This is a genomic window from Rhodococcus sp. NPDC057297 (assembly GCF_042667435.1).
GTDB lineage: Bacteria > Actinomycetota > Actinomycetes > Mycobacteriales > Mycobacteriaceae > Rhodococcoides.
The window spans coordinates 136,278-150,649 of sequence record NZ_JBHUZE010000010.1; the positions used below are offsets into that span (position 1 = coordinate 136,278).

At 64.4% G+C, this 14,372-nt stretch carries 10 protein-coding genes; all 10 read left to right on the forward strand.

Annotated elements, in window-relative coordinates; translation table 11 throughout:
- Positions 1-74 precede the first annotated feature (74 nt).
- The 10 genes from ACFULT_RS23860 to secA all read left to right on the forward strand — a co-directional run bounded on the left by ACFULT_RS23860 (position 75) and on the right by secA (position 14,342).
- Entirely contained in the window at positions 75-1,580 is a 1,506-nt protein-coding gene (locus ACFULT_RS23860; RefSeq protein ID WP_170945127.1) for an amino acid permease, read from the forward strand.
- 89 nt (positions 1,581-1,669) lie between these two features.
- Positions 1,670-2,995, forward strand: coding sequence for an alkane 1-monooxygenase (locus tag ACFULT_RS23865; protein WP_378482727.1), 1,326 nt, complete (start codon positions 1,670-1,672; stop codon positions 2,993-2,995).
- A gap of 93 nt (positions 2,996-3,088) precedes the next feature.
- On the forward strand, positions 3,089-4,591 hold the full coding sequence (gene ahcY / locus ACFULT_RS23870) for an adenosylhomocysteinase (RefSeq protein ID WP_378482728.1): 1,503 nt from the start codon (positions 3,089-3,091) through the stop codon (positions 4,589-4,591).
- Positions 4,592-4,599: 8 nt separating this feature from the next.
- A complete protein-coding gene (locus tag ACFULT_RS23875) occupies positions 4,600-5,265 on the forward strand; it encodes a dTMP kinase (protein ID WP_037111136.1) in 666 nt (221 codons plus the stop codon).
- Positions 5,266-5,269: 4 nt separating this feature from the next.
- Positions 5,270-5,947, forward strand: a complete 678-nt coding sequence (gene mtrA, locus ACFULT_RS23880; protein WP_008717777.1) for an MtrAB system response regulator MtrA — start codon at positions 5,270-5,272, stop codon at positions 5,945-5,947.
- Complete coding sequence (mtrB, locus tag ACFULT_RS23885) at positions 5,944-7,686, forward strand: MtrAB system histidine kinase MtrB (protein ID WP_037111134.1); 1,743 nt, start codon at positions 5,944-5,946, stop codon at positions 7,684-7,686. Before mtrA ends, mtrB begins: the two co-directional genes overlap by 4 nt.
- Positions 7,683-9,482: an MtrAB system accessory lipoprotein LpqB gene (lpqB, locus tag ACFULT_RS23890; protein ID WP_378482729.1), complete on the forward strand. Its 1,800-nt coding sequence runs from the start codon at positions 7,683-7,685 to the stop codon at positions 9,480-9,482. Before mtrB ends, lpqB begins: the two co-directional genes overlap by 4 nt.
- Before the next feature lie 41 nt (positions 9,483-9,523).
- Positions 9,524-10,216, forward strand: a complete 693-nt coding sequence (locus ACFULT_RS23895) for a ComF family protein (RefSeq protein ID WP_378482730.1) — start codon at positions 9,524-9,526, stop codon at positions 10,214-10,216.
- A gap of 283 nt (positions 10,217-10,499) precedes the next feature.
- Positions 10,500-11,168, forward strand: a complete 669-nt coding sequence (hpf, locus tag ACFULT_RS23900) for a ribosome hibernation-promoting factor, HPF/YfiA family (RefSeq protein ID WP_019666115.1) — start codon at positions 10,500-10,502, stop codon at positions 11,166-11,168.
- A 234-nt stretch (positions 11,169-11,402) separates the two neighbouring features.
- Entirely contained in the window at positions 11,403-14,342 is a 2,940-nt protein-coding gene (secA, locus tag ACFULT_RS23905; RefSeq protein WP_378482731.1) for a preprotein translocase subunit SecA, read from the forward strand.
- The last annotated feature ends 30 nt before the right edge of the window (positions 14,343-14,372 follow it).

Here is a 14,372-nt window from a genome sequence, read left to right on the forward strand (position 1 = left end):
CGACGCCTTAGGGTGTTACCGAAGGTGTTCGAGTGACACACACCAGACGGTATCGACAGGTGGAAGCAGAGAAGATGGAACAAGAGCGTTCGAGCGGACCGGCTCGCAGGACTGGAATATTCCGAACGAAGTCGGTCGAGGATTCCATCCGCGACACGGACGAACCGGATACCAAGCTCCGCAAGGATCTGAACTCGTGGGACCTGACCGTCTTCGGCGTCGCCGTCGTCATCGGTGCCGGAATCTTCACGTTGACTGCGCGTACCGCTGGCAACGTCGCCGGACCGTCCGTGTCGCTGGCCTTCGTGCTCGCTGCGGTCGCCTGTGGTCTCGCGGCGCTGTGCTACGCCGAGTTCGCATCGACGGTGCCGGTGGCCGGCAGCGCGTACACGTTCTCCTACGCCACGTTCGGTGAGTTCATCGCCTGGATCATCGGATGGGACCTGATACTCGAGTTCGCGCTCGCCTCGTCCGTCGTGGCCAAAGGCTGGTCGTTGTATCTGGGGGAGGTGCTCGGTTCCTCGTCGCCGATCGTGACCATCGGCCCGTTGGACGTGGACTGGGGCGCGTTCCTGATCGTTGTCGTCATCACCGTCCTGCTGGCGAGCGGAACCAAACTCTCCTCACGGGTGTCGTTGGTGATCACCGCGATCAAGGTCGCAGTGGTACTGCTGGTCGTGGTCGTCGGAGCCTTCTACATCAAGGCCGAGAACTACTCGCCCTACATTCCGCCCGCCGAGCAAGGATCGACCGGCGAGGGAATCCATCAGTCCCTGTTCTCGTTCGTCACCGGAGCCGGTGGCAGCACCTTCGGCTGGTACGGGCTTCTGGCCGCCGCGAGCCTTGTGTTCTTCGCGTTCATCGGGTTCGACGTCGTCGCGACGACTGCCGAGGAAACGAAGGAACCGCAGAAGGCATTGCCGCGTGGCATCCTCGGATCACTGGCCATCGTCACCGTGCTGTATGTCGCCGTGACGCTCGTCCTGACCGGGATGGTCAAGTACACCGAACTGGCAGGTGACAGTTCGACTCTGGCGACAGCCTTCGACCTGAACGGTCTGACGTGGGCCAAGAACATCATCTCGTTCGGTGCTCTTGCCGGTCTGACAACCGTGGTGATGGTGCTGATGCTCGGTCAGACCCGCGTGCTGTTCGCGATGTCGCGCGACGGGCTGGTGCCGACCTCGCTGGCGCATACCGGCAAGCGCGGCACTCCGGTTCGCATCACAATCCTCGTCGGTGTGGTGGTCGCGGTTCTCGCCGCGTTCTTCCCGATCGGCGTCCTCGAAGAGATGGTCAACATCGGCACCCTCTTCGCATTCGTACTGGTGTCCATCGGCGTCGTGGTGTTGCGACGCACCAGACCGGACTTGCCGCGTGGGTTCAAGGTCCCCCTCATGCCGGTAGTCCCCATCCTGGCCGTGGTTGCCTGCCTGTGGTTGATGGTCAACCTCTCGGTCGAGACATGGCTTCGATTCATCGGCTGGATGGTCATCGGCGTGGTGATCTACTTCGTCTACAGCAAGCGCAACGTGGAGAAGACTCTGCGCGCGCGTGAGCAGGCTCGTTCGTCCAAGTAAGAAGTTGTTCGACCAACCCCTGTATCGGAACTTCTGCCTGTTATACGCTAGCCGAACAGACCCGAAGTTTTCTTTCAAGGGGGATCGAAATGGAACGCGCCGGTCACTCGGCCACAGTCGTGGACGAGTCATCCGGGGGTGGCGTGTCGGGGGACGCGACCGTCGAGCCAGTAGGAACCGTCGAGCCAGTAGAACATGTCGAGCCAGTAGAAAATACAGACGTCACTCGCCAGCGGCGGACCGGGAAGCGCGCGTTGTGGCTTCTCGGCCTGCTGGCGCCGGCGTCGGCGCTGCTGCCGTCGCAGCTGGTCCTCTGGACCGGAATGTCCATCTTCTGGTGGAGCGGTGTGATGGTGTTCTTCGTCGTCATCCCTGTCATCGACATGCTGGCGGGCGAGGACGGGGACAACCCGTCCGACAGTGACGTGGAGCATATGCAGGAGGACCGGTTCTACCGGTGGTGCACATACCTCTTCCTGCCCGTTCAGTTCGTGACGCTGCTGGTCGCGTGCTGGATGTGGGCGTTCGGTTCACTCGCCGTCGTCGACAAGATCGGTCTCGCTGTGACGGTGGGACTGGTAGCGGGTACCGGAATCAACGCGGCTCACGAGCTCGGTCACCGGATCGAGGAGCACGAGCGGTGGCTCGCGAAGGTCGCGCTGATGCAGACCCTCTACGGTCACTTCTTCGTCGAGCACAATCGCGGTCATCACGTCCGCGTCGCCACCCCCGAGGACCCGGCAAGTGCTCGGCTCGGCGAGAACTTGTACGTGTTTCTGCCTCGAAGCGTTATCGGGGGACTGCGGTCCGCGTGGCGGCTTGAGAACCAGCGTCTGCATCGGCGTGGGATCCGCCGATGGAGTCCGCGAAACGCTCTGCTGCACACGTGGGCGATGAGCGTCGCACTGTTCGGCACGCTCGTGCTCGTGTTCGGGCTGTCGATCCTGCCGTACCTTCTGCTGCAGGCAGTCGTCGGTTTCCTGCTGCTGGAGACTGTCAACTACGTGGAGCACTACGGTCTGCTGCGGGAGAAGAACGAACGGGGCCGCTACGAGCGGTGCTCGCCGCGGCACAGCTGGAACAGCGATCGCTTGTGCACCAACATTTTTCTGTACCACCTCCAGCGGCACAGCGATCATCACGCCAATCCGGGCAAGCGGTACCAGACGCTACGTAGCTGCGACGAGGCCCCACAGCTGCCGGCCGGCTACGCATCCATGGTGCTGGTCGCCGCCGTGCCTCCGCTGTGGCGTCGAGTGATGGATCGCCGGGTGCTCGCTCACTACGACGGTGACATCACCCGCGCCAACATCCTGCCCCGACGTCGAGGCAAAGTTCTCGCTCGGCACGCTCGACGAGACGCACCACTCGCGGGGCCCGAGTCGCAGAACCGGACATCTCGTACGGCCGCCTGATTCCGGACGACGGCGGCGACACCTGGGCCGAACCCACCGCGAGTCGACCCGATAGCCTGGTGCGGAAACGCAACGCACAACAGGAGAGGCACGATGACGACCTCAGCACATGCCGGCGGCAGTTCGGCCGCCGGATCGGCACTCACCGCGGACCACCGGGGTGGAATCGACTTCAAGGTCGCAGATCTTTCGCTCGCAGAGTTCGGCCGCAAGGAAATCCGGCTCGCCGAGCACGAGATGCCGGGTCTGATCGCACTCCGACGTGAATACGCGGAGGTGCTCCCGCTCAAGGGCGCCCGCGTCTCCGGGTCGCTGCACATGACCGTCCAGACGGCCGTTCTCATCGAGACGCTCGTTGCGCTCGGCGCCGAGGTGCGGTGGGCGTCGTGCAACATCTTCTCCACCCAGGACCACGCAGCAGCAGCTGTCGTCGTCGGCCCCCACGGAACCGAGGAGGAGCCCAAGGGCGTCCCGGTGTTCGCGTGGAAGGGCGAGACGCTCGAGGAGTACTGGTGGGCTGCCGAGCAGATGCTCACGTGGCCGGGCGAACCCGCGAACATGATTCTCGACGACGGTGGCGACGCGACGATGCTCGTGCTGCGTGGCGCCCAGTTCGAGAAGGCAGGCGTCGTACCGCCGACCGACGACGATCACGATTCCGACGAGTACAAGGTGTTCCTCGGATTGCTGCGTCGCTCGCTCGAAGAGTCGAAGACCAAGTGGACGGCCATCGCGGAGTCGGTCAAGGGTGTCACCGAGGAGACCACCACCGGCGTCCTGCGTCTGTACCAGTTCGCAGCGGCAGGCGAGCTCACGTTCCCGGCGATCAACGTCAACGACTCGGTCACCAAGAGCAAGTTCGACAACAAGTACGGCACCCGCCACTCGTTGATCGACGGCATCAACCGCGGCACCGACGTCCTCATCGGCGGCAAGGCCGTCCTGGTCTGCGGTTACGGCGACGTCGGCAAGGGCTGCGCCGAGGCACTGAAGGGCCAGGGCGCTCGCGTCACGGTCACCGAGGCCGACCCGATCAACGCGCTGCAGGCTCTGATGGACGGATTCGACGTCCGCACCGTCGAGGAGTACATCGACAAGGCCGACATCGTCATCACCTCCACCGGCAACCTGGGAATCATCACCTTCGACCATATGAAGCGGATGAAGCATCAGGCAATCCTCGGCAACATCGGTCACTTCGACAACGAGATCGACATGGCCGGGCTCGAGAAGGCCGCGGATGTCACGCGCATCAACATCAAGCCGCAGGTCGACGAGTTCCAGTTCAAGGACGGCCATTCGATCATCGTGCTGTCCGAGGGCCGGTTGCTCAACCTCGGCAACGCGACGGGCCACCCGTCGTTCGTGATGAGCAACAGCTTCTCCAACCAGGTCATCGCACAGATCGAGCTGTGGACGAAGCCGAGCGAATACGACAACGAGGTGTACCGCCTGCCGAAGCACCTCGACGAGAAGGTCGCTCGCATTCACGTCGAAGCACTCGGTGGCACCATCACCAAGCTGACCAAGGAGCAGGCCGAGTACATCGGCGTCGACGTCGAGGGCCCGTACAAGCCCGAGCACTACCGCTACTAGGTCCTGCTGTGGGCCGACTGATCGTCATCGAGGGAGTCGACGGCGCGGGTAAGAACACGCTCGCCCGTCGACTCGTCTCGGCGTGGGAACGTGAACATCTCGACGTGGTTCGCATCGGTTTTCCGAGGTACGACGCCTCGGTGCACGCCGATCTCGCCGCGGAAGCGTTACGAGGTGAACACGGCGACACCGCGCAGAGCGTCCACGCAATGGCGTTGCTGTTCGCGCTCGACCGCAGATCGGCCGCGGGGGAGCTACGAAACGCGCTCTCTCACAACGACATAGTGCTGTTGGATCGTTACGTCGCGTCCAACGCGGCATACACCGCCGCGAGGCTCGACCAGTCCGCGGACGGCGAGGCGGTCGAATGGATCCGCGCCCTCGAATTCGATCGATTCCAGGTACCGATCCCGGACACTCAGATCTTCCTCGACGTGTCGGTGGAATTGGCCGCCTCGCGCGCGGAGTCACGCGAGACCGCGGACGCCTCGCGTACACGGGATGCCTACGAGCGCGACGGATCGCTGCAATCGCGAACCGCTGCGGTGTACGGCGAACTGGCGGCGTCGAACTGGATGTCCCCGTGGCAGGTCGTCGGCGCCGACGTCGATCCCGATCGACTCGCCGCCGACGTGTTCAATCAGCCAACTGACGCCGGGAAAGTGACAACATAGGTCCATGAAGCCTCGGATTCTTGTAGTCGACGACGATTCGGCACTCGCCGAAATGCTGACCATCGTCCTTCGCGGCGAGGGTTTCGAACCGTTCGTGGTCGGCGACGGCACACAGGCGTTGTCCGCGGTGCGAGAGAACCGTCCGGATCTCGTGCTGCTCGACCTGATGCTGCCCGGCATGAACGGCATCGACGTGTGCCGTGTTCTTCGGGCCGATTCCGGGGTTCCCATCGTGATGCTCACCGCGAAGACGGACACCGTCGACGTCGTGCTGGGACTCGAGTCCGGTGCGGACGACTACATCATGAAGCCGTTCAAGCCGAAAGAACTGGTCGCTCGGGTGCGAGCGCGTCTGCGTCGCACCGAAGACGAGCCGGCCGAGTTGCTCTCCATCGCGGACATCGTCATCGATGTCCCGGCGCACAAGGTCAGTCGAGGGGACGAGTTGGTGTCCCTGACGCCGCTCGAGTTCGACCTGTTGGTGGCCCTCGCACGAAAGCCACGTCAGGTGTTCACTCGCGAGGTGCTGCTCGAGCAGGTGTGGGGGTACCGCCACGCCGCCGACACCCGCCTGGTGAACGTGCATGTGCAGCGGTTGCGTGCCAAGGTCGAGAAGGATCCGGAGAATCCTGAGGTGGTGTTGACGGTGAGGGGAGTCGGCTACAAAGCCGGACCGCCGTGATCTGGTCCAACCGTTCGCGGCGTCGAATCAACGGAACGTTCACGCCGCTTCTGCGCTGGTTCAGAGCGCTCACCACATCGATCGGCCATGCGTGGCGCCGGTCGCTGCAACTGCGTGTGGTCGTCTCCACACTTACGTTGTCCCTTGTCGTCATCATCATTCTCGGTGCGGTGCTGACGAGCCAGATCACCGACCGGCTCCTGGAAGCGAAAATCACGGCTGCCACGGAGGAACTCGAACGATCCCGCATGACCGTGGAGGGAGCGTTGGCGGGGGCCGAGGAAACGACGGGGCTCTCCTCGCGTCTGGAGCGCGCTCGCGCTCAACTGACGAGCGGCGGCGTCGACTCCGGGCAGAGCACCGGATCCGCCGGTACGTTCGATCCCGTGCTCATCGTCGACGGAGACGGCATCCGGACGGGCTCGTCGATCGGCCCGTCGTCGCAGATTCCGGAGAGTCTTCGAAATTTCGTCCAGGAAGGCCTGATCAGCTGGCAGTACGCCACGGTCAGTGACGCCGAGCAGGGCGATTACACCGGTCCGGCCATCATCTTCGGCACGCCGACCGCGTCGGACATCGCGGATCTGGAGCTGTACCTGGTGTTTCCGCTCGGAAGCGAGGAGCGCACCCTCTCGCTCATGCGGGGGACGCTGCTCATCGGTGCCGCGGTTCTCCTGGTGCTGCTCGCCGCGATCTCCATGTTGGTGGCGAGGCAGGTCGTGCTACCGATTCGCTCGGCATCGCGCATCGCCGTTCGCTTCGCCGACGGCAGACTGAAGGAACGGATGCCGGTGCGCGGCGAGGACGACATGGCGCGGTTGGCGATGTCGTTCAACGAGATGGCCGAGAGTCTGTCGAAACAGATCACTCAGTTGGAGGAGTTCGGAAGCCTGCAGCGCAGGTTCACCTCCGACGTCAGCCACGAGCTACGGACACCGCTGACGACCGTCCGCATGGCTGCCGATCTGATTCACGACGGCTCCGCCGAGCTCGACCCCGCGCTGAAGCGATCGTCGGAACTGCTGGTCAACGAGCTCGATCGATTCGAGACCCTCCTCGGTGATCTCCTCGAGATCAGTCGCCACGACGCGGGCGTCGCCGAATTGGCGTCCGAGCAACTCGACCTGCGCATGTGCGCCAGGGCTGCGGTCTCCACGGTCAGGCATCTGGCACGCGAAAGCGCGACCGAAGTGATCGTCGACATGCCAGATCACGCTGTCGTCGCGGAGGTCGATCCCCGTCGCGTCGAGCGCATCCTCCGCAACCTGTTGGCCAATGCTCTCGATCACGGAGAAGGCCGTCCGGTTCTGATCCGGCTCAGGGCCAACAACGACGCCGCAGCATTCGTCGTGAGAGATCAAGGCATCGGCCTGCGCCCTGGCGAAGAGAAGCTGGTGTTCAACCGCTTCTGGCGCTCGGATCCGTCGAGGGTCCGCAGATCTGGCGGCACTGGCCTCGGCCTGGCTATCAGCGTCGAAGACGCACGCCTGCACGACGGCAAACTCGAAGCATGGGGAGCCGTCGGCGAGGGTGCATGTTTCCGGCTGACCTTGCCTCTGGTGCGGGGGCACAAGGTGATCGGGAGCCCGCTTCCACTGAAGCCGAGCACTCGCCGATACACGCAGGGGCAACCCCTTCCGTCCGCGACGGATCGAGCGGACGAATCGAAGGGACCCGGCGCGCCGGTCGATTCCGCCGGTTCGATCGGCGCGGACACCGGTGGAGGGCGGTCCACATGACGACTGCACACCGACAAAGTCGCTTCTCGCGCGTCGGCACACTGGTCGCGGCCCTGACGAGTCTCGTTCTGATAGTGGGCGGATGCGCGAGCCTCCCCGAATCTTCCAGCCCGCAGGCGATCGGGTCGCTCACTGCGGGCGCGGCGTCGACAACCCCGCCCCCGCCCGCATCGGGCCGCGAGCCGGACCTGCTGCTGCGTGATTTCGTGACCGCCAGTGCGGCGTCCGCGAACCGGCATCAGGCAGCTCGGCAGTTCCTGACCGCCTCGGCCTCGAACAGTTGGGACGACAGCGCCAAGACCGTCGTCGCCGACAAGATCGACCTTCTCACCGGCATGCGCACCGACACCGAGGCACAGTTCACGCTTCGGTCCAACACCGTCGGTCTCGTCGCTCCCGGCGGTGACTACCAAGCCGGCGCGGGCACGGTCGATTCGAACATCAGGATGATCAAGGTCGACGGGGAGTGGCGCATCGACGAACTACCTCCCGGCGTCGTCATCGATCGTTCGCAGTTCTTCGGTGCATATCAACGCAAGTCGCTGTTCTTCGTCGACCCGCTCGGCGCGGCCCTCGTACCCGACGTGCGGTGGGTGAGCGGCGCGGCCGATCAGATGGCCGATCAATTGGTCCAATTGCTGATCGACGGACCGAAGCCGAGCCTGGCTCCCGCCGTGTCCAACGAGCTGGGTAACGGCGTCGGGATTCGAGGGCCGATCACCAAGGCCGACGGGCGGACCTCACAGGAGGCCATCGGATCCGGCGGCGGCGTTCGGATCGACTTCGGTGGCCTGCAGGCCGTCGACGCCAAGAACCGCGAACTGCTCGCGGCCCAGGTGGTGTGGACGTTGGCGTCGGCGGACATCGCGGGCCCGTACGTGCTGCTCGCGGACGGGCAACCCCTCGACAACTCCAAACCCGACGGATGGACGACGGCGGACGTCGGTACCCTCGACCCGCTGGCCTCGCCGGAGAACGACGTCGGGTTGCACGCATTGGTGTCCGGTCGCTTGGTGTCCGTCGACGACAGTGGCACGACGCCGGTGCCGGGCTACTTCGGCACCGTCGAGAATCTGCGCAGCGCAGCGCTGTCGACGGACGGCACTCTCGTGGCAGGTGTCGCCGACACCGGCCGTCCCGCACCCGAACCGTCGTCGGCGTTGATGATCGGCGGCTACGACAGCGGAGCGTTCCCGGTGGCCGAGGGACAATCGATCACCCGTCCGACGTGGGGAGTGGACAACAACGCGGCGTGGGCGGTCATCGATGGCACCAATGTCATTCGCGCAGCGAGGGATCCGGCCAACGGGCAGGTGTCGGTGCTTCCCGTCGACGCAGGTGCGGTGACGGCTCTCGGATCGAGAATCACCGATCTTCGTCTCTCTCGCGACGGCGTCCGGGCGGCCATGATCGTCGACGGGCTGGTGTACGTCGCGACAGTCGTGCGCCAACCCAACGGAACGTACTCGCTCGTGTCGCCGAAAGCAGTTGCCAACGGGCTCGGTAGCGACGCGCTCGCGTTGGACTGGAGCACCGGCGACGCGGTGGTCGTGGTGCGTATCGCGACAGACGTTCCGGTGGTTCAGGTGACCACGGACGGCTCGCGGCTCGACGCGTTGCCGAGTCGGAACCTGACCGCGCCGGTGTTGTCGGTCGACGCGTCGACAACGGCCGAGTACGTCGCGGATTCGCGTGCGGTGTTTCAGTTGAACAACAACGATCCGGCGGGGGATCGGTACTGGCGTGAAGTCGCCGGCCTGGCCGGGGTGAAGGCGACTCCGGTACTGCCGGGCTGAGCGCATCGTTCGTGTCGGACCGGTCGGCCATACTCCCGCGTATGAGCGGTGTATTGGCGGCGATGCTGGACCTGGCCCTTCCACGTGAATGCGGTGGCTGCGGCGGCTCTGGCACCCAATGGTGCGCGCGGTGCGAGGAGGAGTTGGCGAGCCCACCGATCGCGCTGAGTCCACGCGTGGACCGGTCCGTGCCGTGTTGGGCGCTCGGCACGTACGCCGGGGCTCGCCGTGCGGCGGTGCTCGCCCTCAAGGAGCGCAATCGACACGACCTGGCGGCGCCGATAGGCCGAGCCGTCGCAGCAGCGGTACGCCACCTGAGGCTGTTCGGGCATCTGGATCCACCGGAACTTGCGCGCCTCGTTCTGATACCGGCCCCGACGCGGGCGCGAGCCGCGCGCAGTCGTGGCGGTGATCCGGTGCTCCGGTTCGCGGCAGATGCCGCTGCTGCGCTTGCGCCGGAACCGGTGTCGATGGTGCCTGCACTCGCGATGGCACGCGGCGTGCGGGATTCCGTCGGTCTCGGTGCCGCGCAGCGGGCGGCCAACATCTCCGGCAGGATTCGAGTGCGTCGTGGTGCGCCTGCGGTCGAACTCGGCTGCGGCGCATACTCGGCCACCTCGGTGTTGTTGATCGACGACGTCATGACCACGGGTGCAACTGCGGCCGAATCGGTAAGAGTGCTAAAGGAATTGGGGGTCCCGGTCGACGGGGTCCTGGTAGTGGCGGCGGTGTGAGACTTCTGTGGACCGCTCCTCACCGCGACGGGACCGCGACGGGACTGAACAAGTACTGAGAATGTCGGTGAATTCCGCGTGAACGGTGGCACGCCGGCGGATGACCGACTAACGTCGCAGTCACGTACTTGCAGAGCAAGAACCGGCGGTTCTGCTGTGTGAGGCGATGCGACTTCTCGTTACGTGGAGGTGATGCGGCTGAATCTGATGCCGGTTGGTTCCCCACTCGGCATGAGCACTTGCCGCGTCGCACCGGCGGCGTGGCCGATATCGGGAGGTACGCGTGACGACCCCTTCACAAGCTTCGGTTTTCTTCGACGAGAAGCCTTCGGACGAGTCCACCAAGACCCATGCCGACGTTGTGGTCAAAGGCCGCAACGTCGAGATCCCAGACCACTTCCGGATCTACGTATCCGAAAAACTCGCCAGGCTCGAACGATTCGATCCCTCCATCTACCTGTTCGACGTCGAACTCCAACACGAGCGAAACCGCCGACAGGCCAAGGCATGTCAGCGCGTGGAAATCACCGCGAAGGGCAAGGGGCCCGTGGTTCGTGCCGAGGCATGTGCCGACAGTTTCTATGCCGCCCTGGAGTCGGTGACCTCGAAACTGGAAAGCAGGTTGCGTCGCACGAAGGACCGCCGCAAGGTCCACTACGGAGAAAAGCGTCCCGTCTCGGTGGCCGAGGCCACCGCCGAACTCGCCGAGGACGACGATCTGGCGATCGACCCGGACATCAAACTCGACACGTTCGAGGACGAGCCGTCGGGCCCCGGTCAGATCGTGCGCACCAAGGTCCACTCCGCAGCCCCGATGAGTGTGGACGACGCTCTGTACGAGATGGAACTCGTCGGCCACGACTTCTTTCTGTTCCACGATTCCGCGACCGACAGACCGTCGGTGGTGTACCGCCGTCACGCGTTCGACTACGGATTGATCAGGCTCACGTGAGCTGAGAATTTCGTAGGAATATCTCGAGACGAAGCAGGCCCGACCTGGAAAACACCAGGTGGGGCCTGCTTTGGTACGTGGGTCTGTGGGCCCTGACGGTCCAACGCCTACCATGGTTGCGTCAGGCCTCATCGGCAGGTCGCATCGCCAGAGCTAGTCGCGACGTCGGAGAGGCCTGCACCGCCAACCTGTCGACCGAATACAAGTAACCGAGGATCGAGGACGAGAAAGCCCGTGCCTTCGCTGTCGTTTTCCAAGCTGCTCCGTGTCGGTGAGGGTCGCATGGTCAAGCGACTCAAGAACATCGCCGACCACGTGTCCACCCTGTCACCGGACGTCGAGGGCTTGTCCGACGACGAGCTCAGGGCAAAGACCGTCGAATTCAAGGAGCGCTACGCCAAGGGCGAAACGCTCGACGAGCTCCTTCCCGAGGCCTTCGCCGTTGCGCGCGAAGCATCGTGGCGCGTGTTGAGCCAGCGGCATTTCGACGTTCAGGTGATGGGCGGAGCGGCCCTGCACTTCGGCAACGTCGCGGAGATGAAGACCGGTGAAGGCAAGACCCTGACCTGCGTCCTGCCGGCCTACCTCAACGCGCTGTCCGGTGACGGAGTACACGTCGTCACCGTCAACGACTACCTCGCCAAGCGCGACTCCGAGTGGATGGGACGAGTTCACCGTTTCCTCGGCCTCGAGACCGACGTGATCCTGTCCGGAATGACCCCGGCCGAGCGTCGTACCGCGTATGCCGCCGACATCACGTATGGAACCAACAACGAGTTCGGCTTCGACTACCTGCGCGACAACATGACGCACTCGCTCGACGATCTGGTCCAGCGGGGGCACAACTTCGCCGTGGTCGACGAGGTCGACTCGATCCTGATCGACGAGGCCCGCACGCCACTGATCATCTCGGGCCCGGCCGACGCGTCGTCCAAGTGGTACGGCGAGTTCGCCCGTATCGCACCGTTGCTGAAGAACGACGTCCACTACGAGGTGGACATCAAGAAGCGCACGGTCGGTGTGCACGAGGCAGGCGTGGAGCTGGTCGAGGATCAGCTCGGCATCGACAACCTGTACGAGGCCGCCAACTCACCGTTGGTGAACTACCTCAACAACTCGATCAAGGCCAAGGAGCTCTACACCAAGGACAAGGACTACATCGTCCGCGACGGTGAGGTCATCATCGTCGACGAGTTCACCGGTCGCATCCTGGTCGGTCGTCGGTACAACGAAGGCATGCACCAGGCCATCGAGGCCAAGGAGAAGGTGGAGATCAAGGCCGAGAACCAGACTCTCGCCACGATCACGCTGCAGAACTACTTCCGGCTCTACGACAAGTTGTCCGGCATGACCGGTACCGCGCAGACCGAGGCCGCGGAGCTTCACCAGACCTACGGACTCGGTGTTATCCCGATCCCGACCAACCGCCCCATGGTTCGCGTGGACAACGGCGACCTCATCTACAAGACAGAGGAAGCCAAGTTCGACGCCGTCGTCGACGACGTCGTCGAGCGACACGGCAAGGGCCAGCCTGTGTTGATCGGTACGACGAGCGTTGAGCGTTCGGAATATCTGTCCAAGCAGTTCACCAAGCGCGGCGTCGTCCACAGCGTGCTGAACGCCAAGTTCCACGAGCAGGAAGCGACGATCGTCGCCGAGGCCGGTCGCCACGGCGCCGTCACGGTCGCCACCAACATGGCAGGCCGCGGTACCGACGTCGTGCTCGGTGGTAACCCGGACATCATCACCGACCTGCAGCTCCGCAAACAGGGCCTCGACCCCGTCGAGACTCCCGAGGAGTACCAGGCCGCGTGGGATTCCGCCCTCGAAACGGTGAAGGCCCAGGTCAAGGCCGACGCAGACACCGTCCGCGCCGCAGGCGGCCTGTATGTCCTCGGCACGGAGCGTCACGACTCCCGCCGCATCGACAACCAGCTCCGTGGTCGATCCGGTCGTCAGGGTGACCCGGGTGAATCGCGCTTCTATCTGTCGCTCGGTGACGAGTTGATGCGTCGATTCAACGGGGGTGCGCTCGAGTCGATCATGACCAGGCTCAACCTTCCGGACGACGTTCCCATCGAAGCCAAGATGGTGTCGAAGGCGATCAAGAGTGCCCAGACCCAGGTTGAGCAGCAGAACTTCGAGATCCGCAAGAACGTCTTGAAGTACGACGAGGTGATGAACCAGCAGCGCACGGTCATCTACGAGGAGCGACGTCGCATCCTCGAGGGCGCTGACATGGAGGGCCAGGTCGAAAGCATGATCACCGACGTGATCACTGCCTACGTCAACGGCGCGACCGCCGAGGGCTACGTCGAGGACTGGGATCTCGAGCAGCTGTGGACTGCGCTGAAGACGCTGTACCCGGTCGGTCTCGACCACAAGGAGCTCTCGCACGAGAACGAGTTCGGTGAGAAGAGCGACCTGAGCCGCGAAGAACTTCTCGAAGCGTTGCTGACCGATGCGCGCGCCGCGTACGCCACCAGGGAGAAAAGCGTCGAAGAGGTGGCGGGCGAGAACGGTATGCGTGAGCTCGAACGCCGTGTGCTGCTGTCCGTCCTCGACCGCAAGTGGCGCGAACACCTGTACGAGATGGACTACTTGAAGGAAGGCATCGGCCTGCGGGCGATGGCGCAGCGTGACCCGCTGGTCGAGTACCAGCGAGAAGGCTACGACATGTTCCAGGGCATGCTCGAGGGACTGAAGGAGGAGTCCGTCGGATTCCTGTTCAACCTTCAGGTAGAGGCCACACCGGCTCCTGCCGGTCCCGCAGCCGGTGCAGGCCTTGCGGTTGCACCCGGACTCGCCTCACCGGTCGGAACGCGGCCAGCGAACACCGGCACGGCTCCGACGGCCTCGGCTCCGACGGGGTCGGCCCCGGCTTCAGCGGGTCAGCCGGCACCGGCACGTCCAAGAGCGACCGAAAAGGCGCCTGCCGCTCCCGTTCCGTCGGCTTTGCGTGCGAAGGGTCTGGACGAACGCACCGAGGAGCGTCTGACGTTCTCCGGTCCGGACGAGGACGGTGGCACCGCTGTTCGACGGTCCGGTGTCGCGACGGCATCCAACTCGTCGGACGGAGACGCCGCGGCGCAAGGTACTCGTCGGGAACGCCGCGAAGCCGCTCGGGCACAGTCGAAGACGTCCAAGCCGGCACGGTCCAAGAAAAAGCGTTAGGGGCTCGGTCACGTCGCGCGCGGCGAACCG